17 protein-coding genes and 1 tRNA gene are annotated in these 25,313 nt (G+C 70.7%); 3 read left to right on the forward strand and 15 right to left on the reverse strand.

The window, feature by feature from the left end; translation table 11 throughout:
• Position 1: 1 nt before the first annotated feature.
• The 8 genes from DSM26151_RS09145 to DSM26151_RS09180 form a co-directional block, all read right to left on the reverse strand.
• The gene (locus DSM26151_RS09145; protein WP_234659259.1) at positions 2-5,374 is read right to left on the reverse strand and encodes an Ig-like domain-containing protein; all 5,373 of its coding nucleotides are present in this window, start codon (positions 5,372-5,374) and stop codon (positions 2-4) included.
• Between the two features lie 141 nt (positions 5,375-5,515).
• Positions 5,516-6,232 carry an FHA domain-containing protein gene (locus tag DSM26151_RS09150; RefSeq protein ID WP_234659260.1) on the reverse strand — a complete coding sequence of 239 codons (717 nt, stop codon included), beginning with the start codon at positions 6,230-6,232 and terminating at the stop codon, positions 5,516-5,518.
• Complete coding sequence (locus DSM26151_RS09155) at positions 6,229-7,887, reverse strand: serine/threonine-protein kinase (RefSeq protein WP_234659261.1); 1,659 nt, start codon at positions 7,885-7,887, stop codon at positions 6,229-6,231. Before DSM26151_RS09155 ends, DSM26151_RS09150 begins: the two co-directional genes overlap by 4 nt.
• The gene (locus DSM26151_RS09160; RefSeq protein WP_234659262.1) at positions 7,887-9,161 is read right to left on the reverse strand and encodes an FHA domain-containing protein; all 1,275 of its coding nucleotides are present in this window, start codon (positions 9,159-9,161) and stop codon (positions 7,887-7,889) included. The genes DSM26151_RS09155 and DSM26151_RS09160 overlap by 1 nt, the downstream gene beginning before the upstream one ends.
• Positions 9,142-10,032 carry a PP2C family protein-serine/threonine phosphatase gene (locus DSM26151_RS09165; RefSeq protein ID WP_234659263.1) on the reverse strand — a complete coding sequence of 297 codons (891 nt, stop codon included), beginning with the start codon at positions 10,030-10,032 and terminating at the stop codon, positions 9,142-9,144. The genes DSM26151_RS09160 and DSM26151_RS09165 overlap by 20 nt, the downstream gene beginning before the upstream one ends.
• A gap of 114 nt (positions 10,033-10,146) precedes the next feature.
• Positions 10,147-11,202: a TerC family protein gene (locus tag DSM26151_RS09170; protein ID WP_234659264.1), complete on the reverse strand. Its 1,056-nt coding sequence runs from the start codon at positions 11,200-11,202 to the stop codon at positions 10,147-10,149.
• A gap of 220 nt (positions 11,203-11,422) precedes the next feature.
• A tRNA-Glu gene (locus DSM26151_RS09175) sits at positions 11,423-11,498 on the reverse strand.
• A gap of 78 nt (positions 11,499-11,576) precedes the next feature.
• Positions 11,577-12,479 carry a diacylglycerol/lipid kinase family protein gene (locus DSM26151_RS09180; protein WP_234659265.1) on the reverse strand — a complete coding sequence of 301 codons (903 nt, stop codon included), beginning with the start codon at positions 12,477-12,479 and terminating at the stop codon, positions 11,577-11,579.
• Between the two features lie 61 nt (positions 12,480-12,540).
• Here DSM26151_RS09180 and DSM26151_RS09185 point away from each other — a divergent pair, with 61 nt between their 5' ends.
• Positions 12,541-13,185 carry an MBL fold metallo-hydrolase gene (locus tag DSM26151_RS09185; RefSeq protein WP_234659266.1) on the forward strand — a complete coding sequence of 215 codons (645 nt, stop codon included), beginning with the start codon at positions 12,541-12,543 and terminating at the stop codon, positions 13,183-13,185.
• Positions 13,186-13,238: 53 nt separating this feature from the next.
• On the opposite strand, the gene DSM26151_RS09190 is transcribed toward DSM26151_RS09185, so the two are convergent.
• The 6 genes from DSM26151_RS09190 to DSM26151_RS09215 form a co-directional block, all read right to left on the reverse strand.
• Entirely contained in the window at positions 13,239-15,581 is a 2,343-nt protein-coding gene (locus tag DSM26151_RS09190; protein ID WP_234659267.1) for a transglycosylase domain-containing protein, read from the reverse strand.
• Positions 15,582-15,661: 80 nt separating this feature from the next.
• Entirely contained in the window at positions 15,662-16,825 is a 1,164-nt protein-coding gene (locus DSM26151_RS09195; RefSeq protein ID WP_234659268.1) for a hypothetical protein, read from the reverse strand.
• A 222-nt stretch (positions 16,826-17,047) separates the two neighbouring features.
• Positions 17,048-18,088 carry a rhamnose ABC transporter substrate-binding protein gene (gene rhaS, locus DSM26151_RS09200; RefSeq protein ID WP_234659269.1) on the reverse strand — a complete coding sequence of 347 codons (1,041 nt, stop codon included), beginning with the start codon at positions 18,086-18,088 and terminating at the stop codon, positions 17,048-17,050.
• 57 nt (positions 18,089-18,145) lie between these two features.
• Positions 18,146-19,219: an ABC transporter permease gene (locus DSM26151_RS09205; protein WP_234659270.1), complete on the reverse strand. Its 1,074-nt coding sequence runs from the start codon at positions 19,217-19,219 to the stop codon at positions 18,146-18,148.
• Positions 19,216-20,265, reverse strand: coding sequence for an ABC transporter permease (locus DSM26151_RS09210; RefSeq protein WP_234659271.1), 1,050 nt, complete (start codon positions 20,263-20,265; stop codon positions 19,216-19,218). Before DSM26151_RS09210 ends, DSM26151_RS09205 begins: the two co-directional genes overlap by 4 nt.
• Positions 20,262-21,845, reverse strand: a complete 1,584-nt coding sequence (locus DSM26151_RS09215; RefSeq protein ID WP_407650926.1) for a sugar ABC transporter ATP-binding protein — start codon at positions 21,843-21,845, stop codon at positions 20,262-20,264. Before DSM26151_RS09215 ends, DSM26151_RS09210 begins: the two co-directional genes overlap by 4 nt.
• A gap of 76 nt (positions 21,846-21,921) precedes the next feature.
• Here DSM26151_RS09215 and DSM26151_RS09220 point away from each other — a divergent pair, with 76 nt between their 5' ends.
• The gene (locus tag DSM26151_RS09220; RefSeq protein WP_234659272.1) at positions 21,922-22,938 is read left to right on the forward strand and encodes a LacI family DNA-binding transcriptional regulator; all 1,017 of its coding nucleotides are present in this window, start codon (positions 21,922-21,924) and stop codon (positions 22,936-22,938) included.
• Between the two features lie 105 nt (positions 22,939-23,043).
• Here DSM26151_RS09220 and DSM26151_RS09225 read toward each other — a convergent pair whose 3' ends face one another.
• Positions 23,044-24,084: an alpha/beta hydrolase gene (locus DSM26151_RS09225; protein ID WP_234659273.1), complete on the reverse strand. Its 1,041-nt coding sequence runs from the start codon at positions 24,082-24,084 to the stop codon at positions 23,044-23,046.
• A gap of 155 nt (positions 24,085-24,239) precedes the next feature.
• On the opposite strand from DSM26151_RS09225, the gene DSM26151_RS09230 reads away from it, so the two are divergent.
• Entirely contained in the window at positions 24,240-25,304 is a 1,065-nt protein-coding gene (locus DSM26151_RS09230; protein WP_407650927.1) for an AraC family transcriptional regulator, read from the forward strand.
• Positions 25,305-25,313 lie beyond the last annotated feature (9 nt).

Genomic DNA, 25,313 nt, shown 5'->3' on the forward strand with positions numbered 1-25,313 from the left:
GTCAGAGTTGGCCCCAGTGGGACGTCTGGCTGTAGATGGTCTCGCCGCCTCGCACGAAGCGGACGCGGACGGCGACGAACTCGTTCGGATTCACGGTGCCGAGACCGCTCGAGGTCTGCACGCTGCCGTTCCTCGACAGGCTGTGCGTCGACGTCGACAGGTTCTCCCACGGGTTGCTCGTGCTCCACCGCTTGTACTGGACGGTGAGCGAGTAGCTGCCGGGAGTGAAGTCCTGGTAGTTGGCGACGACATACCGGCATCCGTTGCAGTAGGGCGCAGCGCCCCCCTTGCTCACCGTGGCGCTCGGGCTCGGCGGGGGCGGGTTCGACACGCTGAAGGTCCTCGACGTGGCGGTGCCGGCGTTCCCGCTGCCCAGGTTCACCGCGCGCACCGCGACGGTGTGCGAGCCGGCACCGACTCCCGTGAACCGGTGGCTGCGGTCCTGCCCGGAGTTCTGCCATCCGCCGCCGTCGATCCGCACCTCGTACCTGACGGCTCCGCCGCCGGTGTTCGAGGGCGCGTTCCACGACACGTCGACGCTCGTGGTCGCGTACCCGTTGACCTGCGTCGTCAGTCCGCCGGGCGCGCCGGGCGTGCCGTAGGGTGTCCGCGACGCGGACAGCGGCGACCACTGGCCCCATCCGATCGTGTTCTTCGCGCGCACCCGGAACGTGTAGGCGGTGCCGTTGGTCAGGCCGGCGAACGCCTGGTTGACGCCGGCAGCGCCCGCGCCGAAGTCCCTGATCGTGCCGTTGTAGTCGACCTGGTACCCCGTGATCGGCGAGTTGTTGTTCGCCGGCGCGGCCCACCGGATCGTCACGGACTGGTTCCCGGAGTTCTGGATCGACGGTGCGGCCGGGCGGTCCGGCACGTCGCGGACGACGACGTTCACGCGCCCCTGCACCTCGCGCGCGGGGTCGCGGGTGCCGTCCTGGATCCGGTAGATCACGCTGAGCGTTCCCGTGAAGCTCGCGCCGGTGCGGACGGTGATCCCGCTCGCCGTGTGCGACACCGAGGCCGCCGTGCCGACGCTCGACTGGTCGATCGCGGCCGACACGATGCGCAGGGGCGCGTCGGGGGCGAACGGGTTGAAGTCGTTCGCGAGCACGTCGATCGCCCTCGACTCGCTGACCTTCATGTCGATCGGCCCGTCGTCCTTCGCATCGGGCAGCGCGCGTGTCGAGGAGACGACCTTCACGTCGACGTACCCGGGCACCGTGAACTCGTTGAACACGACGTCGAACCCGATGCGCGCCTGCGTGCCCGGCTGCACGCCGAGCGGGGCCGACAGCCTGAGGATCGAGCCCTCGACGACCTCGGCCACGATCTGGGCGCTCGCGCCGGTCAGGTTGCGGTACTCGACGCGCTCGATGTTCTCGGGGTTGGGCTGGTACGTGGACGAGCGCAGGTCGACCTCGAGCGGCTGCTCGCCGGCCTGGACGGTCTCGCTGCGCGGCGTGAACGTCGGCGGCGTGTCGTTGAAGTTCGGGTCGCCGACCGTGATCGGGATCGTCAGGATGGCGGTGCGCCCGACCGGGTCGGACGCGCTCTCGCCGTCGGTCACCTCGAACGTCACCGAGGCCTGGCCGCGGTAGTCGCGTTCGGGAACGTACTGCAGCGAGGTTCCGTCGATGAAGGACTCCTCGGCCACGTTCGTCCCCGAAGCCGACAGGATCAGTGCGGGTTCCCCGGACGGCACCTCGACGAGGTCGTCGACGTTCCAGCTGATCCGGCCGTTCATCGGCACGATGACCTCGCCGAGTTCCTTCAGGTAGGGGGCCGGGAACTTCGCCTTCTCCTCGGCGATGAGCTCCTCCGGGGTCTTCGGCCGCTCGGTCTCCTCGGGCTTCTGCTCCTCCAGGGCCCGCTCGTCCTCCTGCTCGGGGTCGGGCACGGGCGGGACGATCACGAAGGCCATCGCGGAGAGGTCGTCGAGCTCGTTCGTGAGCCGGTACGCGACCGCGAAGCGTTCGTTCCCCGGCTCGACCGTGATCGTCCCGTCGCCGGCGACATCCGCTCGATCGGCGTTCGGCCCCTCGACCGCGACCGCGAGGTCCTCGACGAGGCCGCCCGGGTTCGTGGCGTCCGCCAACGGGTCGACCGTGATCGGGGTGTCGTCGACGACCTCCTCGGGCTCGATGACCTGGTCCTCGGCGGTCGGCGGCTCGATGACCGCATCCTCGGTGACCGCGATCTGCAGGAAGGCGCTGTCGGCCCCGCCGCGGCCGTTGGAGATCTCGTACCGGACCGTGTACGCGGCCTCCTGCTCGGGGGCGGTCACGACGATGCGCCGGCGGTCGCGGATCTCGGCCTCGAGGTCCTCGTCGATCTCGGGCAGGTCGGCGATGTGCAGCTCGTAGCCGCTCGGATCCGAGTCGTTCAGGAGCACCTCGATCGACGCCGTGCGGCCGGGCTTCATCTCGATCGCGTCATCGACGGCCTTCGGCGGCAGTTGGACCACCGGCCGCGGGATGACGCCGATCCGGATCGTGCCCTCCGCCGATGCGCCGAGCGTGTCGCGCACCTCGTAGGTGAACGTGTCGGTGCCCGCCGAGCCCGGGAGCGCCTCGTAGGTGAACGACGTGCTCGTGCGCTCGACGATGCGGCCCAGGCTCGGGGTCGAGGCGATGCCGGTCAGGGTGACCGAGTCGCCGTCGGGGTCGAGCTGGTCGAGCGGCACGTCGACCTTGACACCCGAACCCGCGAACGTGCGCGAGGTCAGCGGCGTGGGCAGCGGGGCGCGGTTCTCACCGGCATCGCGCGGGACCACCGTGAAGCGCACGGTCGCGCGCGCCGACTGGTCGAAGTCGTCGCCGACCGTGTAGACCGCGCTGTACACGCCGGGCTCCTCGGGAGCCTGGAACCGCACGGTGTCGCCGTCGACGAAGGCGAGCCCGTCCGGTGCCTCGACCTCGACGAGTTCGGGCAGCACGTGCATCGCCTCGGCGTCCGGGTGGGTGTCGTTCTCGAGCACGTCGACCGTGACGATGTCGCCGGCGCGCACGATCGCCCCGTCGTCGACCGCGACCGGGGGCTGGTGCTTGACGAGCGGCGGGACGGGAACGATCGTGACGCTCGCGGTCGAGGACTCCACGCCGTCGGAGATCGTGTAGGCGACCTGGAGCTGCTGGTCGAGGGCCTGCGACGCCGTGATCCGGAGCACGGTGTTGGTCAGGATCTCGACCGAGGCGAGGCCGTCGGCCTCGGAGTCGTCGATCGACTGGATCGCGAGCACCCGGCCCGAGGGCGAAACGTCGTTGGCGAGCACCGGGATGCTGAGCGGCTCCCCCGCCCGGAGGTACGCGGTGTCCTTCACCGCGATGGGCGGCTGCGCCTCAGCGGGCTCGTCGACGACCTGCACGCGGATGAGCCCGTTGCTCGTGGCCGCGCCCGCGCCGAGCGTGTAGAGGAAGACGTACTCCCCCGGCTCGGAGCTCGAGAAGGCGATCGTCCCCCGCTCGGGGTTCGGAACCACCGAGGCGCCATCGGGCGGGTCCTCGACGCCGAGCAGTTCGAGCCCGGCGCCCGACGGCGACAGGTCGTTCACGAGGGGCTCGATGAGCTCGGTCTCGCCGACGAACACGCGCGCGAAGTCGGGCGTGCCGACCGGGTTCAGGGTGCCGGTCGGCTTGACCTCGACCGTGAGCGTTCCGGCGGCCGTGGTCTGCCCGTCGGAGACCGCGTACTGCACCTCCTTCGTGCCGAGCTCGGAGGACTTGTGCTCGAAAGTGATCGTGCCGTCGGGGCTGAAGCGCACCTGGTCGCCGCCGGTCGGCGACGCGTTCACGAGGTAGAGGTCGTCCCCGTCGGGGTCGTTCCAGTCCGCGAGCAGGTTGTAGCCGATCTGCCTGCCCTGCTCGACGCTGATCGCCCCCTGGCGCAGGGCGACGGGTGCGGCGTTCTCGGAATCGGGAACGATGCGAACGTCGACGGATGCCTCGGCGACGCCGCCGCGACCGTCGTCGACGCCGTAGCGGAACGACACGCTGCCTGCGGCGCCCTCCGCGGGAGTGAACTGCAGCGCGCGGCCGCCGTCGATGAGTTCGAGGCGGCCCGCGGCCTCGGTGACCTCCGAGGTCGACGAGATGGTCAGCACGTCGCCGTCGGGGTCGGTGTCGTTCTCGAGGACCTCGAGGATGGTCGTGCGTGCGGGGCGCACCCCGTACTCGTCCGGGCGGGCGACCGGGGGTCGGTTCACGTCGGTGCGTTCGGCGAGCGTGTCCTCGAAGGTCTGCTGGGCCGACTTCTCGTCGCCCTCGAGTTCGTCGCTCTCTTCCGGAGGCGTGACCTCTTCCCAGTTGTCGACGAGGCGCAGGTCGGAGTCGACGAGCCAGGCGTTGCCGTTCGCGAGGTCGTTCAGGACGATCACGTCGCGGTTGACGCGGAACTCCAGGCGCGCACCCGCGGTCGGCTGGTCGATGACGACCGGTGCCGGCTCCTCGCCGTCGCACGCGAGCAGGTAGCGGCCCGAACCGCCCGCCCAGGCGCCGTGGGCGCACTCGCCCAGCCGCACGGGGGCCGCGACCTCGTCGGCCCCGGCCGCGGCGACCTCGCCGCCGTTCGGGATCGACAGGACGGCGCCTCCGCCGAGCGGGACCTCGAGCAGGCCGGTCGCGGTCGCCAGGAGCACCGAGTCGTGCTCGGGCCCGGACTGCTGGATCCGCAGCGCGGCCTCGGGCAGGTCGATCTCTCGATCGCCCACGACGACGGCGCCGCGCTCGGTGTCGAGCACGACGGCACGTTCGCCGACCGCGGCGAGCTGGTGCTCGCCGAACGCCGCCAGCTTCGAGGTGGTCGGTTCGGCCTGCGAGACCTCGAGGGTCACGAGCTCGTCGTCGGAGGGCGAGGTCGCGATGATCGTGCCCGCCTCCGACACCGCGACTCGGGCATCGGCTCCGAGCTCGGCGATCGGGTCGGTGCCCCGGAAGTCGAACGCGAGGTCGCCGTCGGCGGGCACCCGCCACAGCTCGCCGTCCGGTGAGAGGACGGCGAAGACGTCGCCGCCGTAGGCCACCGTCGACGACGGCGGCACGTCGATGCGCTGGACCAGCGTGGTGAACGAGGGATCGATGCGCTCGATCGTTCCGACGGCCGGGTCGAAGAGGAAGGCATCCTCGCCGTGCTGGAACACGTCGACCTCGTTCGAGGCCGCCGCGACCGCGGCATCCAGTTCCTCGATCTGCCGGTTCAGCCGGCCTGCGAGCAGCTCCTCGCCGTTGGTGACCCACACCTCGCGGACCCGGAGATCGGGGTCGGTCACCGGGAAGCCCTCGTACGCCGCGGCGAACCCGACGGGCACGGCGACGAGCACGGCGAGGGTCGCGGCCGTGACGACGTTGCGGCGCGAGCTCGCCCAGGACCTCAAGCTGACCACAGTTCGTCTCCCCCGGTACGTTCCGTCGGTAGGGCGTCGGATGTCGCTGCCGGAGGACCGGCGGACGCGGATCAACCTAACATGCGGAGGAAATCCTCAGAAATGGGGAGTGCTCCCCACCGTGCGCGACGTCACCCGGCGTCATCCGGGTGCGCCGCGCGCCTCGCTCGCAGGCGGACGATCGAGCAGGTCGAGGTCGTCGGCGCTCACGAGCCGGGTCGCGACGGCGTACTCGACGAGCCTCGCGCGACGGTTCACCGCGAGCCTGCCCCGGCCGCCGCGCAACCCGTCGACGCCGACCTTGTCGAGCTTCTCGCACACGTTGTCGAGCTTGCGGTTGAAGGTGGTCATGCTCCAGCCGAGCCGCGCCGCGGCCTCGGCCGAGGACGGCACTGTCGCACGGCCCGCGGTCGGCTGCGAGAGCACGTGTTCGGCGAGCGCGACGATGAGCTGCCGCTGGCTCGTCGTGAGCGTCACGGGCATGATCGTCGTCCCGTGCTCGGCGGGCGACGCGGTGAGCGAGGTGTTGTAGAAGTCCTCTTCGGCGTGGACGGTGAAGTCGTAGGTGGTCGCCCCCGCGCTGAACATGACGTGCACCGACTTGAACACGAGCGGGAGCTTCGCGCCCGGCGCGACCCAGGACTGCACGCTCCCGGTGGCGTCGGAGACCGTCGCGGAGAGCAGTTGCCCGACGTTCGAGAGCCACCACAGCCCGAACTCGCTCGAGAGCGTGAGGAACGTGCGGTGCAGGTACGGGTTGTCGTCGATCGTCAGGTCGGACTCGCGGCCGATGGTGAACGTCGACCCCGGTTCGACGGTGTGCCACTCACCGCAGTACTCCACGCGGAGCGGCCTCACGACGTGCACTCCGTCACGGGCTCGGAGGTCTTGCTCCCGCGCTGCACCTGGACCTCGATGCACACCGTCTGCCCGGCCTCGACACCGTCGACGACGATCTCCGGGCCCTCGGCGACCGCGAGCGATCCGGCTCCGTCTGCCCGCTGCCAGCGATAGCGATCGCCCTCCTCGGCGCCTTCGTGCTGCACGGCGAACACCGCTCGCCCGCCGGCGATCGTGCCCGGGGCGACCTCCGGGGTCGGCACGGTCGCGGCGACCACGGCGTTCTCGGGGGCCGACGGGGCGGCGAGGTCGTCATCGCCGTCGCGATCCGATCCGCCGCCGAGCACGACGGCCGCACCGACCGCGGCGACGACGGCGAGCCCGGCGGCGACCGTGATCGCGGCGGCGACCGCGCGCCTGCGCCGAGACGGTGCGGCCGCTTCGGCCCGCTGGGCGGATGCCTCGGCCGAGCCTCGCCGGGGCGCCGCGAGGGTCGCTCCCTCGACCTGGTCGCCGACCCGATCGCCCGCCGCAGCCGCACGCGGTGCCGGGCGCATCACGGTGCCGTCGTCGACCTGGGCGACGGAGGCGATGGGCGCGGCGGACGCCACCGGCTGCGCCGAGACCTGCCGCACACCGCGCACCTGCGTCGCGTCCGAGCCCGGCCCCGCGTGCCCCCGCGTCGGTTCCGCCGGCCGGACCGGCGCCCTCGGGGCCGGCGCGGGATCGCGGGTCGCCGCGCCGAGGTTCGGGACCTCGATGCCGGTGACCGTGTACCCGAGTTCGAGCTCGATGCGCTGGAGCGCGCGGCCGAGTTCGACGGCGCTCTGGTAGCGCTCCGCGCGATCCACGGCCATGCCCGTGGCGAGCACGGCCTCGAGGCTCGCCGGGACGTCGTCGCGCCCGATCGGGGTGACCCGCCCGCGCTCGATGCGCCCGATGAGGTCGAGCGGGCCGTTCGGCCGCCCGGGGACCTCGAACGGCGTGCGCCCGGCCAGCAGCGTGTGCACGGTCGCCGCGAGCGCGAACACGTCGCTGCTCGGGTCGGGTCGCGGGTCGTCCTCGAACATCTCGGGCGGCGACCACGGCACGCTCATGCCCACCGCGGCGCGGTCCGAGCCGGACGCGGACCCGGTCGCCGATGCATCCCCGGCGAAGCTCATGGTGTGCACGGGGAGCTCGCCCTCGAGGTCGCTCGAGATGCCGAAGTCGCTCAGCGCCGGCCAGCCGTAGTCGTTGGTGAGCACGTTCGCGGGCTTGATGTCCCGGTGCAGGATGCCGGCGGCGTGCGCGGTCGCGACCGCGCCGGAGAGGCGGATGCCGGTGCGCAACGCGTCCTCGACGGTGAGCGGCTGCCGCTTGTACCGTTCCGACAGGCTCGGCCCCGAGCAGTACTCCATGACGAAGTACGGCCTGCCGTCGGCCGAGACGTCGGCGTGGAAGATCGTGACGATGAACGGGTGGGCCGACAGGCGCGCCATGAGGTTCGCCTCGGCGACGAACTGCGCGCGACTGGCCTGGTCGATGTCGTCGGCGAGCAGCACCTTGACGGCGACCTTCCGGCGCGGAAGTCGCTGCTCGTAGAGGAAGACGTCGGCGAATCCCCCCGAACCGAGCAGCCCGAGGTGCGTGTAGCCGGGCAGCTCCGGCGGTACGGACGGCGTGCGGCGCATCAGCGGTTCACCACCTGGACGCTCCAGCCGCCGCCGAGGTCGATGACGGTGTCGGCGAGCACTGGCGTGGGCTCGGTCGGGCGCAGCCGCACGGGCGACTGGCCGGGGGCGACCACGTGGGTGCCGTTGCGCGACTCGAGGTCGGTGACGACGACCGTGCCGCCCTCGACGGCCACGCGGAGGTGCGTCCGGGAGATGTCGGGGTCGCCGGCGCCGATCACCACCGGTCGGGGGATGCTCGTCCCGGTGACCCGACCGATCGCGGGCGCTCGTCCGAGCACGAGTTCGCCGACGATCGGTTCGATCGACCCGTCGGGCAGGCGCAGTGCGAGCCCCTGCGCGGCCGGCCGCTGGGGGCTCGCGCCGACCCCGGCCGGCACCGGTGCGGAGTCGTCCGGGCGCTCGCGCTCGGTGCGCATGCGACGGATGTCGGCTCCGATCACCGTGAGGCCGTCGTGGTCTCCGAGCCCGCCGTGCGCGGCGTGCCCGGCGGGGCCGTCCGGTGCGGGGACGCGAGCGGGCTGCGCGGCCGCCCCGCCCACGGGCCCGAAGTCGGGGGGAACGATGACGGGCACGGACGCCGACGCGGGCGCGGACGCGGGCGCGGCGGGCGGCGCCGCGGGCGGCGCGGGATCCGCGCGATCGAACCGCGGTCGCTCGCGGCGCGAGATGCCGACGACCGTGTCTTCGGGAACCATCGTCGCCTCGGTCGGCTCGTCGTCGCCCGCGGACCTCGCCGGATCGACGTCGGCGCGATCCGCGGATCCTGCCGGAACCGCCGCAGCCGCGGCATCCGCTGATCCTGCAGCAGCCGCGGACTCGACCCGCGGCGCGGAGGCGGCCGGGGCGTCGTCGGCGCTCCACTCGATCACGCGGGCCGCCACGACGCCCGCCGTGATCGGCAACGGCTCGTCTGAGCCCGACGCGCCGGTGTCGACGCGGACGTCGGGTGAACCTTCGACGACCGACTCCTGCCACGTCGACACTCCGGCGCCCGACACCTCGACGTCGCCGACGCGGACCCGCACCGGACCGCGGACGAGCGTGCGCACGCTGCCGCTGCCCCGCTCCCGGGTGACGAGTGCGAAGCTCGGCGCTGCGGTCACCCCGCCGGCGGCGAGTCGATCGATGACGCGCGCCGCGGCATCCGTCGCCCCCAGGCCCGGCCAGAGCGCCCGGAGGTCCTCGATCCGGTCGGCCGGCAGCACGAGCAGCGCGTCATCGCGCACCGCGGCGAGCCAACGGCCGCCGGCGTCAGGCAGGTAGTCCGGCACCGCTCTCCCCCTTCCGCGGGCGGGTCTCCTCGACGCCCGCGACCAGCTCTCCGTCGCGATCGCGCGTCGTGCCGTCGTCGTCGGCCTCGCCGCCGAGGTCGCTCTCGACGACGACTGCGCTGACGTTGTCGCGCGCCCCGGCCGCGAGGGCCGCATCGACCAGGTCGCCGGCCAGCCCCGCGTCGTGCGTCGAACCGCCCGCGAGGACCCGCGCGATCTCGTCGTCGGGGACCTCCTTCGACAGGCCGTCCGAGCAGACGAGGAACACCTGGCGACCGACCGCGGGGACCAGCCACACGTCGGGTTCGACATGCTCGTCGGCGCCGATCGCGCGCGTGATCACGTTCCGATCCGGGTGCCGCTCGGCATCCTCCGCACGGAGCACCCCGGCGTCGACCATCTCCTGCACCGCGGAATGATCGACGGTCACCTGGTCGAGCCTGCGGCCGTCCCACGCGTACACGCGCGAGTCGCCGACGTTGAAGACCATCCAGTGGATGCCGCGGCCGTCGCCGGCATCGACGAGCACGAGGCCCGCGAGGGTCGTGCCGGCCACCGCCGTGCCCTCGTCGCCCTCCTCCGAGAGCGCCCGGACCACGTCGTTGGAGCTGTGGATCGCGTCGAGCACCTGGGCCGGAGTCGACGGCACGCCGGCGTCGAGGTGGCGGCGGAACGTGTCGACGACGGCGCGGCTCGCGGCGTCGCCGCGCGCGTGCCCGCCCATGCCGTCGGCCACGAGGTAGATCGGAGGCTGCGCGAGCACGGAGTCCTCGTTCACCGCGCGCACGTTGCCGACATGGGTGCGGGCACTGTGCGCGATCCGCGCGGACCCGCTCGGAATGGGCACGACGCCGCCGACGTCACTCGTCACGAGGTTCGGGTCCTCTCTGGCCAGGGCAGAAGTCGTCTGCGCCGGGCGCAGTCGATCCACGCTAGCAAGCGATGCGCCTCGCCCGCGCCATGCGACGCCGCGCGGGCGCTCCGATCAGCGGGACGCCTGGGACTCGTCCACGTCGCGCTCGGGCTCCTCGGTGAAGTGCGGGATCTCCTCGCCGAGCGTGTGACCGCGCCGGCGGGCGTCGAGGTTGGCCTTCACGACGCTCGCGACGGTCGCGACGACCATCGCCCCGACGATCACCGCGAGCGAGGTCCACGTGGAGATCACCGGAACCCACTCGATGTGCTCGCCGCCGTTGATGAACGGCAGTTCGTTCTCGTGCATCGCGTGGAAGACGAGCTTCACGCCGATGAACGCGAGGATGAACGCGATGCCGTACTTGAGGTACTCGAGCCGCTCGAGCAGGCCGCCGAGCAGGAAGTAGAGCTGGCGCAGGCCCATGAGCGCGAACACGTTCGCGGTGAAGACGATGAACGGGCTCTGGGTGATCCCGAAGATCGCCGGGATCGAGTCGAGCGCGAAGATGAGGTCGGTCGTGCCGATCGCCACGAACACGATGAGCATCGGGGTGAAGAACCGGCGACCGTCGATCATCGTGCGCAGCCTGATGCCGTCGTAGTCGTTCGTGATCGGCAGCCGGCGGCGCAGCATGCGGATGAGCGCCGTGTCGCCGCCCTCGTCCTCGTGGTCGCCGAACGCCTGCTGCACCGCGGTGTAGACCAGGAACGCGCCGAAGATGTAGAAGATCCAGCTGAAGTTCGCGATGAGCTGCGCGCCGAGCAGGATGAAGATGCCGCGCAGGATGAGCGCCAGGATGATGCCCACCATGAGCACCTCCTGCTGGTACTTCCTCGGCACCGCGAACCTGGACATGATGATCACGAACACGAACAGGTTGTCGATCGACAGGCTGTACTCGGTGAGCCAGCCCGCGAGGAACTGCGCGCCCTGCTCGGCGTCGCCGATGACGAACATGAGGCCGGCGAAGATCAGCGCGAGCGTGATGTAGAACACGACCCACAGCGTGGATTCGCGGAACGAGGGCACGTGCGGGCGCTTGATCACGAGCAGCAGGTCGGCGATCAGGATCACCGTCAGCACGACGAGGGAGCCGACTTCGAACCAGAGAGGGAGGGCGGTCACGCAGTGGCCTTTCGGAAGGAGACGTTCAGGACCGAAAGTCTCTCCCCGCGCAGGCACTGCGCCGCCACGACCGGAGCGACGTCTGCGGCGCTCGTATTGACGATCGTGGTCTCGAGGCGGCATGCCTCGACGGGATACTCCCCTTCGCTCGGACGAGTCTAGGGCACGCCCCGGGAAACGACGAACGCCCCCGCATGATGCGGGGGCGTTCGCCTGTCATTGGTGACCCCAGCGGGATTTGAACCCGCGCTACCGCCGTGAGAGGGCGGCGTCCTAGGCCGCTAAACGATGGGGCCTCGCTGCGACGTGTACGAGTATGGCATACGACTCGCACGCGTTCCAAATCGAGGCGGCCCGCGCCCCGCCCCTCCCCCTCACGCGAAGACGGACAGCGCGCCGGGCACGATCTCGACGTCGATCGGCAGCGTTCCGACCCGCTCCCCGTCCGCATACGCGACGATGTCGTCGGCCTCGAGGCGCACGCGCTCGGCCCGCACGATCTCGACCGCGGGATGGTCCACGTGCGCGCCGGCGAACACGCGCGGGAACACGCCGAGCAGCCCGAGACGCGAGATCGGATGCACGATGAACACGTCGAACCGCCCGTCGGCGACATCCGCTTCGGGAACGATCCGCATGCCGCCGCCGAGCGACGGGGTGTTCGCCACCGAGACGAGCATCGCCGCCTGCTCGCGGCGAACGCCGTCGAGGGTGATCGCATAGCGTCGCGGCCGGAACGTCGCGAGTTCGCGCAGCAGGGCGAGCGTGTACCTGCTCGGCCCGCGCGGACGCGACATCCGGTTCGCCCGCTCGTTCACGACCGCATCGAACCCGGCCGAGAGCACGCACGCGAACCACGTGTGCAGGCCGCCGTGGCGCATGAGCCCCAGGTCGATCGGCTGCGGCGGGCGCCGCAGCGCTTCGACGAGCGCGTCGATCGCGACCTCCGGGTCGTCGTGCGGCAGCCCGAGCGCCCGGGCCAGGTCATTGCCGGTCCCCGCCGCGATGACGCCCAACGGGACCGCGCTGCGGGCGAGCACGTTCACGCCGAGCGAGACCATCCCGTCGCCGCCGACGACGACCAGCCCGTCGGTTCCCAGCGCGAACGCCGCCTGAACCTCCTGCCGGAGCAGCTCGAAGTTCGCCGCCTCGAGCACCGTCACCTCATAGCCCGCCGCCTCGAGCCGCAGGGCGGCCTGCGGCCCGATGGTGCGATGACGGCCGAACGACGCGGTCGGGTTCACCGCGAGCAGGAGGCGGCGGGGCTTGGGCGGCATGGAGCGATCATGGCAGGCGCCGACGGTTGCGCGCGCGCCGCCGGACGTGTTGGCTCGGAGCATGCGCGTCACGAAGCTCGAGCACGCCGCCCTCGTGGTGGAGCATTCCGGCGATCGACTGTTCATCGACCCCGGCAAGTTCACGACGCCCATCACCGAGGCCTCCGGAGCGCTCGCGGTCGTCATCACGCACCTGCACGACGACCACTGGACCCCCGAGCAGCTGGCGCGCATCGGCGAACGCAATCCCGACGTTCGCGTGTTCGGGCCGAAGGGAGTCGTCGAGGCCGCCGCCGACACCGGCATCGCCGTCGAACGCGTCGAGCCGGGTGACGCGGTCGAGGTCGGTCCGTTCCGGCTGCGGTTCTTCGGCGGCAGCCACGCCGTCATCCACCCCTCGATCCCCGTGATCGACAACGTCGGGGTCCTCGTCGACGACGCGCTGTACTACGCCGGGGACTCGTTCGCGGTGCCGGAGGGCGTCGAGGTCGACGTCCTCGCGGCTCCCGCGGGTGCACCGTGGATGAAGATCTCCGAGGCCATGGACTACGTCATGGCCGTGCGCCCGAAGCGCGCGTTCCCGACGCACGAGATGGTCCTCTCGCGGGCGGGGAAGGAGCTCTCCAACGCCCGCCTGGCCTGGGCGACCGAGCAGGTCGGCGGAGAGTACCTGGCGCTCGAACCCGGCGATTCGTTCGACCTGTAGCGAGCGGATGCCACGGCTGCGACGCCGTCGGCGGTGGTGGCACGCCGAGCCCGTCAGTCGTCGCCGTTCCCGTTGCCGTTGCCGTTGCCGTTCCCGTTGCCGTTGCCGTTGCCAGGGCCGCCGTTGCCCGGGCCGCCGTTCGCGCCCGCCGGGCCGCCACTCGCGGGCTCGTCGTCGTTCGACGGCGCGGGCGGATCCGGCTTGACGATCCGGCCGTCCGGGAACGATCCCGGCCCCGCGACCGGCCCGAGGCCGGCCATCGTGAACTCCCCGCCGCCGTACTTCGCAGCGGCGACGGACATGACCTCGGGCCACATGCGGTGCCGTGCCTCGGCGGCCCGTCCGGTCTCGAAGTAGATCCCGCGCTGGTTCGCGTCGCCGTTGACGCTGACGACGGCCGCCGCGGTGGCGACCTTCGTGCTCGCGCCGACCATCCAGGTGTCCTTCGATCCGTCGGTCGTTCCCGTCTTGCCGATCAGCGGCACGCTCGGCACGGTCCCGGCGTTCGAGGCCTGGCCGGTTCCGCTCGTCATGACCGCGCTCATCGCGGTGTGCATGGCCGCGGCGACCGGCCCCGGTACCGCCTGGGTGCACGTCGTCTTCGGCGGTTCGATCTCCGCACCATCGCGTCCGACGATGCGGTCGATCGCGATGGGCGAGCACGACCTGCCGTTGTTCGCGATGCCGGCGAACGCGACGGCCATCGACAGCGGCGCGACCTCGTTGACGCCGATGACGGAGGTCGGCCCCTGCCAGAGTGGATCCCCGTCGGCGCGGTGCACGCCGAACGCCTCGGCCGACTTGCGGATGCCGCACAGGTCGAGTTCCTTCGCCATCCCGACGAAACCGGAGTTGATGGATCCGACCGTCGACTCGAGGGCGCTGTAGTTCGCACCCGACTCGTTGGCGTCGTTCCGCGGGTTCCAGGTGCCCGCGGACCACGGTCCGAGACAGCTGTCCTGGAAGGTGCCCCAGTTGCTCTTGACGCGCGAGTCGACGCGTTCGGCGAGACCGCGCCCCGCTTTCAGCCACTCGGCGAGCGTGAACACCTTGTAGGTCGATCCCGGCTGGAATCCGCGCGAACCGCCGTAGTCGAAGTCGGTGTTGTAGTTGATGCTCGTGAACTGCGGCCCGCGCTCGAGGACCTTCGGATCCTGGCTGTAGGCGCGGTTCTGCGCCATCGCGAGCACCCGCCCGGTGCCGACCTCGACGCTCGAGACGACCCCGCCGACGTCCCATCCCGGATAGGTGGCGGGCACGTGGGTCGTCACGGCCCGCTCGGCCGCCGCCTGCAGGTCGAGGTCGAGCGAGGTGTAGACCTCGTAGCCGCCGCGCCGGAAGTTCAGCAGTCGCGATGCCTCGTCGTCGCCGAAGACCGGGTCGTTCTGGAGGATGTGCTTGACGTAGTCGCAGAAGTACGCCGCACCGCGCGCCGTCTGGCATCCGGTGCTCGGCTCGGTGATCTTCGGCTCGACCGGGCTGGTGATGGCCGTGACGTACTCGTCGTAGGTGACCTTCCGCTCGGCGAGCATCGCCCGGAGGATGTAGTCGCGCCGCGCGTGGTTCGTCGCGTAGCCGTCGGCAGCGCCGTTGACCTCGTTGTCGGGGCGGTCGAGCCGGAACTTGGCCGGGTTGTTGACGATGGCCACGAGCGACGCCGCCTGCGCGAGCGTCAGCTTCGCTGCGGTCGTGCCGTAGTAGTAGTTCGCCGCGGCCTCGATCCCGTAGACGGTGCCGCCGAAGCCCGCGATGTTCAGGTACCCGAGGAGGATCTCGCTCTTCGAGTAGCGCTTCTCCACCCCGATCGCGAGCCGCATCTCCTTGAGCTTGCGGTCGATCGAGGTCTCGGTGACCGCGGCGTAGCATCCGTCGCGAGCGGTCTCGTCGACGGCGTCCCGCTCGCACTCCTGGACGCGGACGTTCTTCACGTACTGCTGGGCGATCGACGAACCGCCCTGGGTGTCGCGCCCGGCGGCGGTCGTGACGGCAGCACGCATCGTGCCCTGCAGGTCGATGCCGTTGTGCCCGTAGAACCGGGGGTCCTCCCCCGCGACCGCGGCATCCTTGACGTACTGGCTGACCTCGTCCCACTCGACCTCGACCCGGTTCTGGTCGTAGAACGAGGCGAGCAACTGCGGCTTCCCGTCGCTCGTCGTCGCGTAGATGTTGCTCTTGACCGAGAGTTCGCCGATCTCGAGATAGCTCGGCAGGTGCTCGAAGAGGTCGATGGTGTCGGATGCCGCGTTGCCGACGGTCGCGATCGCCGGGGTCACCGCGGCCGCGACGAGGACGGCCGCCGCCGCGCTGCCCGCGAGCAGGCCCGCGAGCCCGCCGAGCACGCCGCCGAAGGAGCGCCGACGCGTCACCGCCCGCTCGTGCGTCTCGCCGTACTCCATCGCGTCTCCCGGCCTCGCGCCGTCTCGGGGAGTTCCGGAGCAGGGTGCCGGCCCGTCACGGCGTCACTCTCAATCGAACCTCAGCGCACGCCGGATGTAAAGGCGCCCCGCGGCGCAGTCGTGCCGCGCGTCGCGTCCGCGACCGCCCGGACCGCATCCTCGAGCGCGCGCCGGTCGCGGATCGGACTCGAGCGCGGGTAGCTGGTGGTCAGGAAGTGCTGCGCGTACGGGAAGCACGCCACCGAGAACGGGTGCTCCTCGAGGAAGTCGGCGCCGAACGTGTTCCGTTCGACCGTCACCGACCCCAGCGGGAGCTCGAGTGCCCGGGCCATCTCGCCCGGATCGAAGATCAGGCCGAACGGCACCGAATCCGCGTGCTCGAGCCGACCGCCGTAGTCGACGGACAGGTTGCCGTCGACCCACAGGCGCTGGTCGAGCGGTCGTATCGTGCCGTCCGGCAGTGCGGCCGTCGCCGCGAGCGCGTTCGCCCGGCGGTCGCTGCGGACGTCGATGATCACCTCGCCTGCGTGGGACGTGGTGATCACCGCACGGCTGGTGGTCGCACCCGAGAATCCGCCGCCCGGGTCGTAGTTGATCGTGTCGGATTCGTAGTCGCAGATGACCCAGGTCAGCATGCCCGTGCTCGTGTGCTCGGCGATCAGGTACAGCTCCACCCGAGCACCCGTGAACACCGATGCGCGCACGTTGAACGCCCCGAGGATCGCGCACACGCGCGGCGCCTCGTCGGCGAACATGGCGGTCGGCACGAGACGATAGCCCGGCGGCAGCAGTCGCTCCGCCGCGGGCAGGTCACGGATCCCGTACGCCAGGAACGTGCAGTACGGGTCCACGACGAAGCCCATGTACGGTTCGCCGCGAGCCTTCGACACGATCCACCGCTGCAATCCGATCGGCAGTCTGGCCAGCATCTCGGCGCGCCCGTAGAGGGCGGCGACGCCCCTGGGCGAGATCCGGTCCTCGGCGCCCGTGATGAAGTCCCGCAACTGCGTCGGGTCGATCCGCGATTCCATGCGGGCAAGCGTAGGGAGCGCGGATGCCCCGCGAATCCTACGGAAGATTGACGATGCGACGCGCCGCGCGCCGCGGGCGGCGCGGGCGAACCCGGGCCGCGCCGGGAACTCGATGATCGTCTGGTTCACCTCGGCGACGAAGGCGCGTGCCGGGATGAACAGGAGGACATCGCGGGAGAGCGTCACGTACCCCGTGTCGTCGACGAACGCCATGTACTGAGGAACTCCGCAACCGCGCGATCGTGCACCGGCCGCTCATCGGGGTGGAACTCCTCCGACCGCATCCGGAACGTGCCGCCGGGGATGAGCACCGAGTGGCGCGCCCACCAGTCATCACCCGTCCACGGTAGCCCGGGCGCAGTCGGACGACGTCGAAGGCGCCGCCCGGAGACCCGGACGGCGCCCACGTGCTCGTCGAGCGGACGTGATGATCGATCAGAAGTCGAAGTCGCCGATGTTCTCGGCGTCGAAGACGTAGGGGTCGCCGAGCAGCACGGTGCCGTCGGCGCCCACCTCGTACGAACCGAGCTTGCCGGCCTCGAACGTGTCGCCTTCCTCACCGGTGACCTCGCCCGTGATCAGGGCCTGCGCCGCGAACGCGGCCAGGTAGCCCAGGTCGGCCGGGTTCCACAGCGCGAACGCGGTGACGGTGCCGTCCTCGACGTACTCGCGCATCTGGTTCGGGGTGCCCAGTCCGGTCAGCGCGACCTGGCCCTGGTACTCCGAGGTCGAGAGGTAGCGGGCCGCGGCCGCGATGCCGACCGTGGTGGGCGAGATGATGCCCTTGAGTTCCGGGTAGGTCTGCAGCAGCGCCGCCGTCTTGTCGAACGAGGTCTGGTCGTCGTCGTCACCGTAGACGACCTCGACGAGCTCGATGTCGGGGTGGCTGGCGGCCAGCTCCTCCTCCATCATCTCGATCCACGCGTTCTGGTTCGTCGCATTCGCCGACGCCGACAGCACCGCGATCTGGCCTGCATCGCCGATCTGCTCCGCGATCAGGTCGACCTGGACCTTCGCGATGCCCTCGGCGGTGGCCTGGTTGATGAACAGGTCGCGGCACTCCGGGTTGGTGTCCGAGTCGAACGTGACGACCTTGACCCCGGCGCTGGATGCCTCGTCCAGCGCGTCGCAGATCGCCTCCGGGTCGTTCGCCGAGACGACCAGGGCGCCGACGCCCTGCTGCGCCGCGGTCTGGATGAACGAGACCTGCGAGGTGGGCGACGCCTCGGTCGGGCCGACCTCGGCGAACTCGCCGCCGAACTCCTCGACCGCCTCCTGGCCACCCGCCGACGAGGTGTCGAAGTACGGGTTGCCCAGGTTCTTCGGCAGGAACGTGACCGACAGGTTCGCGTCGTCCCCGCCCCCGTCACCCCCGCCGTCCCCGCTCGAGGCGCAGCCCGTGAGGGCCAGGACCGTCGCGGCAGCCGCCGCGGTGATCGCCACGCCGAATCGGCGCGAACGCTGCTTGGTGAACATCGTTGTTTCCTTCCTTGGTGCCGGTGAGGCGACTGTGTGCGATTCCAGGTGGAGCGATCAGGACGACGATGCCGCCAGTTCGCGCTCCTTCTTCTTCCCGATCGCCGAGATCCGCCGACGGCGGAGCCAGGCGAGGAGGCTTGCCGACACCACCGAGAGCACGAGCAGCACGCCCGTGATGACGTTGATGATGTCCGAGGTGACCCCGGCGAGCCGGAGGGCGCTGCCGAGGACGCCGATGAGCAGGACGCCGGCGATCACCCCGTGGAGTGCGCCGCGGCCGCCGAAGATCGAGACGCCGCCGAGCAGCACCGCAGCGATGACCTGCAGTTCGAGCCCGGTCGCGTTGTCGCCGCGGGCGTTGTTGTACAGCAGCGTGAAGTAGACGCCGGCGAAGCCGGAGATCGTGCCGCTCATGACGAACAGCCAGAACTTCGTGCGCCCGACGTCGATGCCAGAGAACGACGCGGCATCCTTGTTCAGGCCGATCGCGTAGAGCGAGCGTCCGAAGGGCGTGAAGTGCAACAGGATCGCGAATGCGATCGCGAGCACGACGAACGGGATCATGATTCCCGGGATCGGGGTCCCCGGGATGTTGTCCTTCGCCAGGTCCGACCAGAACTCGGGGAACTCCGTGACCGCGGTGGTGCCGAGCAGCCCGACGGCGATGCCGCGGATCAGCGCGAGCGTGCCGATGGTGACGGCGAGCGAGGGCAGGCCGACGACAGTGACGAGGAAGCCGTTGACCACGCCGGCGATGGCACCGACGAGGATCGCGGTGATCGCCGCGAGGGCGAAGGGCCAGCCCGCCTGCGTGAGGATGCCGGTCATGACGCTGGAGAGGCCGACGATGCTCGCGACCGACAGGTCGATCTCCTCGGTGATGATGATGAGCGTCATCGGGAGGGCGATCAGCAGGATCGGAGCGATGTCGCGCAGCAGGTACGTCACCGTGAGCGGGCTGTCGAAGTTCGGGACGACCGCGAGCGACACCGCGATGACCACGACGAGCAGCCCGATGATCGCGGACTCGCGCGTGAGGAGCACGCGGCGCCAGAGCGGCCGCGAGTATGCCGCGTAGGTGCGGGCGGGGCGGGTGTTCGGAACGGGTGCCGGTGCCGTGGCGGTCATCGCACGTCCTCCCTGGCCTCGATGAGCTTGCGGTGTTGTCGGATCGCGAGCACCCGGTCGAGCACGATCGCGCCGATGATGAGCGCACCGACGACTGCGCGCTGCCAGAAGTCCTGGATGCCGAGGATCGGGAGCGCCCGATTGATCGTGAGCAGCAGGTACGCGCCGATCGCTGCGCCCCAGACGGTGCCGACGCCGCCCGAGATCGCGACGCCGCCGATGACGGCGGCGCCGATCGCCTGGAGTTCGAGGCCGGTGCCGGCAGCCGAGCTCACCGTGCCGTAGCGCGCGGCGTAGAGCACTCCGGACAGGCCGGCGAGCGCGCCGCTGAGGACGAACGCGGTGAGGATGCGACGGGTCACGCGGAGCCCGTAGAGGTGCGCGGCGTCGGGGTCGGAGCCGATCGCGTAGAACTCGCGGCCGCTGCGCAGGTTGCGCAGGACCCACGCGGCGATGACGAGCACGATCACGGCGATGATCGTGAGGATCGGGATGAACAGGATCTGGCCGGTGCCGAGCCCGCGGAATGCCGCGGGGAGGTCGGACGCGTTGATCCGGTCGCTCCCGGTCCACGCGACGTTGATGCCGCGGTAGATGTAGAGCGTGCCCAGCGTGATCACGAGTGCGGGCACCCTGGCGAACGCCACGAGCGCGCCGTTGATCAGGCCGAGGATCGCACCGAAGGCGATGCCGGCGAGGAACACCGCGATGACCGGGATGCCGGGGATGTCGATGAACAGCCGACCCGTGAGGTAGGCGGTGAGCCCGAGCACCGAGCCGACCGAGAGGTCGACGTTGCGCGTGATGATCACGATCGCCTGGCCGACGGCGACGAGCAGCAGCAGCGAGGGCGTGAGCAGGAGGTCGCGGAATCCGTCGGAGGAGAACAGGAAGTTCGGGTTGACGGTGGTCGCGACGACGATCACGGCGAGCAGTGCGATGAGGATGCCGGTCTCGCGGGCCTTGAAGACGTGCGAGACGATGCGCGTCGCAGCTGACGATCCCGGCTGCGCGGGCTTGGCGGGCGGGGCGGTGGTCGCGGTCACTTCGCGTCCTCCTTGTCGGCGGTGGCGGCGAACATGACGGCCTCGGGGGTGGCCTCGGATCGGGGGAACTCGCCGGTGAGGGCACCCTCGCGCATCACGAGCACGCGATCGGCCATCCCGAGCACCTCGGGCAGTTCGGAGCTGATCATGAGGATCGCGATGCCCTGCTGGGCGAGTTCGGAGAGGAGGCGGTGCACCTCGGACTTGGTGCCGACGTCGATGCCTCGCGTCGGCTCGTCGACGATGAGCACCCTGGGCTCGGTGGCGAGCCACTTGCCGAGCACGACCTTCTGCTGGTTGCCGCCCGAGAGCGTGCCCGTCTCGGCGTCGAGTGCCGCCGTCTTCACCTCGAGCCGGCTCGCCCACAGAGCGGCCGCGGTGTTCTGCGCCCGGTCGGTGAGGAGCCCGCCCTTGGTGAGGGTCGAGCGGATGGCGAGGGTGATGTTGCGGGAGACGGACTCGTCGAGCACGAGGCCCTGCTTGCGCCGGTCCTCGGGGACGAGCGCGAGGCCCCGCGTCATCGCGGCATTCGGGTTGCCCTTCGGCAGCGCGGTTCCGGCGACCCGGACCGACCCGGAGGAGTACGGGTCGACGCCGAAGATCGCGCGGGCGACCTCGCTGCGGCCCGCGCCGACGAGGCCGGCCAGGCCGACGATCTCACCGGCCCGGACGGTGAAGCTGATGTCATGGAAGACGCCGGGCCGGGTGAGCCCGTTTACGACGAGCACGTCGTCGCCGATCTCAGCGGGCAGCTTCGGGAAGAGCTCGGCGACGTCGCGGCCCACCATCTGGCGGACGAGTTCGTCGACGCTCGTCTCGGCGATCGGCTCGGTGGCGATGTAGCTGCCGTCGCGCATGACCGTGACGGTGTCGCACAGTGCGAACACCTCGTCGAACCGGTGCGAGATGAACATTAGCGCGCGTCCCTCGTCGCGGAGGCTCCGCGCGACGGCGAACAGGCGCTCGACCTCGACGCCCGAGAGCGCGGCGGTCGGCTCATCCATGATGAGGACGCGCGCGTCGAGCGAGATCGCCTTGGCGATCTCGATGATCTGCTGGTCGGCGATCGACAGGCCGTCGGTGATCCGGTCGGGGTCGATCGAGACACCGAGCCGCGCGAAGATCTCCTGTGCTTCGGCCCGCATCGCCTTCCGATCGATCCGGCCGATCCGATTGACGGGTTGGCGGCCCATGAAGATGTTCTCGGTGACCGACAGGTCGGGGAAGAGCGTCGGCTCCTGGTAGATGACGGCGATGCCCGCGGCCTTGGACTGGGCGGTCGAGTGGAAGTCGACCTCCTCGCCACGCAGCCGGATCGTGCCGGCGTCGCGCCGGTAGAGGCCGGCGATGATCTTGACGAGGGTCGACTTGCCCGCGCCGTTCTCGCCGATCAGCGCGTGGATCGATCCCTGCTCGAGGGTGATGGTGCCCGATCGGAGGGCGACGACGGCGCCGAACGACTTCACGACCCTGGCGAGTTCGAGCGCGGGGGGCGCGGGGGTCGTGGTGGTCTGGTCCACGGTCACGTCCTCCTCCTTGAGGTGAAAACTTATGAATCGATTCAGGTTCGATTCAGGCATACTCTATGGAGGACATCGGCGAGGGTCAAGTCCGGCCCGGACGGATGACCTCGAAGTTCGATTGCGAAGGAGCAGGATGGCCGCGGTCAGTATTCGCGACGTCGCCCAGCATGCGGGCGTCTCGGTGGGCACGGTCTCCAACGTCCTCAACCGACCGGGCGAAGTGTCCGCCGAGTCGGTTCGCCGCGTGCAGGAGGCCATCGAGGCCCTCGGGTACGTGCGCAACGACGCTGCCCGCAAGCTTCGGAACGGAGTGAGCACCACGGTCGGATTCGTGGTGCTCGACGGGCAGAACCCGTTCTTCAACGACGTGGTCCGCGGCGCGGAGGACGAGGGCTCCAAGTCGGGCATCGCGATCCTCTACGGCAACACCGACGAGGATCCGAAGCGCGAGCGCACCTACCTCGATCTCTTCGAGGAGCAGCAGGTCCGCGGCGTGCTCATCTCCCCGTACGGCGACATCAACCCGCGCCTCGAGCGGCTCCGCGCGCGCGGGATCGCGGCGGTGCTCGTCGACCGGTTCAGCGGCGACGGCCGGTTCAGCTCCGTCTCGGTCGACAGCGTCGCGGGCGGGCGGATGGCCGTCGAACACCTGATCGCGACGGGTCGCCGCCGCATCGCCTTCGTGGGCGGGCCCTTCGACATGCGACAGGTCACCGACCGCCTCGCCGGCGCGCGGGCGGCCGCCGAGAACGCCGGCGAGCACGTCGACCTCGAGGTCGTCGCCACCGACGCCCTCGCCGTAGCGGACGGCGCCGCCGCGGGCGCGCGGATCCTCGCTCGCCCCCGGTCGGCGTGGCCCGACGCGATCTTCGCGGCGAACGACCTGCTCGCCCTCGGGCTCCTCCAGGCCCTCATCGTCGACGGCCGCATGCTCGTCCCGCACGACATCGCCCTCATCGGCTTCGACGACATCTCGTTCGCCGCCGCGGCGGCCGTGCCCCTGTCGTCAATGCGGCAGCCGAGCCGCATCATCGGCCGAACCGCGCTCCGCATCCTGCTCGAGGAGACGGCCGACCCGCAGCTCATCCCACGCCAGACGGTCTTCCTGCCGGAACTGGTGGTGCGAACGAGCACGCGGCCGAAGGCCTGACCGCCGCTCCGTCAGAGGATGATGATTCGCCGACTACGAGCGTCTACGAGGTGCACCGACCAGCCGAGACGTGCGCCGAACGGGTCGGATCAGACCGCACCCGTCTCAATCACGACCGAGGCCGCGGACGAGGTGACCGGTCGCCTCGGCGAGCGCCTGCGAGCTCAGACGGCCGACGCCGGTCGCGTTCACGAAGGCGTGGATGTGTCCTTCGACGACCTGCAGGGTCGTAGGGACCCCGGCATCCTTCAGCCGTTCGGCGTAGGCGATGCCCTCGTCGCGCAGGACATCGAAGCCGGAGACGGCGACATGTGCCGGAGGCAGCCCCGCGAGCGCCGTTGCTTCGGCGTGCAGGGGCGATACGAAGGGGTCCAGCGCGTCCGCCGGTCGCGCGAGGTAGTGCTCGCGATACCAGTCCATCTGCTTCTCGGTGAGGAAGTAGCCGTCGGAGAACAGGCGATACGATCCGCGCTTGTCGGCCAGGTCGGTCACCGGGAAGAAGAGCAGCTGGAAGTCGGGGGCGCCGGCCGGGTCGCCGACGGTCGCAAGGCTCACGACCGCGCTCAGGTTGCCTCCGGCGCTGTCCCCTGCCACAGCGACCTTGCTGTTCGGTCGGTTCTCCCGCACCCAGTGGTAGCTGTCGATCGCATCCTCCACCGCGGCGGGGAACGGATGCTCCGGAGCGAGGCGGTAGTCGACCGAGATCACCTCGAGGCCGCTGGTGGCGGCGATGAAGCGGCACACCGAGTCGGCGGAGTCGAGGCTGCCGAGCACCCACCCGCCGCCGTGGAAGTAGACGACGGTACCCTCGGCCTCGCGGGCGTTGAGGTATCGACGGCCCGCGACGGCCCCGGCACGCGTGGGGATCTCGATGTCCTCGACCGTGGCGACGGACATCGAGCCGCCGAAGATGCGCGCCTCGGAATCGATCTGGGCCCGGGCGCGCTCGAGTGAATGGTCTGAGAAGTCGGAGCCCGGAAGCGCGTTGAGCAGCCGCAGCGCCATCTGCACCTCGGTGTACAGGCGTTGGCCGTCAACGACGACGGGCCGGCCCGCGATGACGCGCTGGACGGGTTCGGGAAGTGCGCCCAGCGTGCGGATGACACCGCGGATCAGGCGTTCGGAGGCGACGAAAGAGGCGGGCATGGCGGTTCCTCGAGCTCAGCGTCATCGACGCTTGGGGTGACGGCCCAGGGCGGCCGCTGGGGACGGGTTGCCGATGATGCTAGCGACGGGCTCCGTTCGGCCACGGTCCGTCCCCGCCAAACAGCGGACACGAACGGCCAAGTACGATGACCTCCGTGTCCGAACCCGTCGCCGTCACCCCCTCATCGGCGGTGATCACTCCGAACATCATCCGCTACCTGCTGCAGGTGGCGGACGAGCACGGCGTGTCGTTGGACCGGGCGCTGCGCGCGGCATCCCTCACCCGCGCCGCGATCGACTCCCCGGCGCTCCGCGTCTCGTACCGTCAGGGGCGGGCGATCATCGAACAGGCCGTCATGCTGGTCCCGGTGCCGGCCCTCGGACTCGAGGTCGGTCGCCGCCAACCGATCACCGCCTCGGGACTGCTCGGACTCGCGATGATGTCGAGTGCCACCCTGCGCGAGGCCGTGAACGTCGGACTGCGGTTTCAGAACCTCGCCGGTTCGATGGTGCGCTTCAGCTCGGCAGAGGAAGTCGGTGCCCTCGTGGTGACCGCCGCACTCCGGGAGTCGGTGTCGGCCGTGGGCACGTTCCTGGTGGAGGAGGCGTTCGCCAACTTCACCAGGATGGCCCACGAGATCACGGTATCGGCGCGGCCCGGAATGGTCGAACTGACCCACCCCGCAGGCACCGATGCCGAGGTCTACCGCGAACTCTTCGGCAGCGCGGTGCGGTTCTCCGCGCCGCGCAATGCCTGGCACGTCCCGCTCGCAGCCGCGCACGCGCCCCTGCCGAGCGCCGACGCATGGACGCATCGCGACACCGTCGCCATGCTCGAGGCGCAGACCGAGAACCTCGTCGAGCGCCAGGAGCTCGTCGCCGTGCTCGCCGTCCAGATCGAACAGGCCCTGCCGGAGGTGTTGCCGCTGGCGGCGCACGCGCGTGCGCTCGCGACCAGCGAGCGCACCCTGCGGCGGAGGTTGCTCGAGGTGGGCGCGAGCTACTCCGGTGTACTCGACGACGTGCGCAAGCGGCTCGCCGCCGAGCTGTTCACCTCCCCGACGCTGACGACCGCGGAGATCGCATTCCGCTTGGGCTACCGAGACGACCGCTCACTGCGCCGAAGCACCCTGCGGTGGTTCGGCTCGTCGCCCGCGGCGCTGCACGCCACGGCCGGGCGAGGCTCGAACCTGCCGCGGAAACACGAAACCCCCGCCTGAGCGGGGGTT

The organism is Agromyces marinus (assembly GCF_021442325.1).
In the GTDB taxonomy this organism is placed as follows: domain Bacteria; phylum Actinomycetota; class Actinomycetes; order Actinomycetales; family Microbacteriaceae; genus Agromyces; species Agromyces marinus.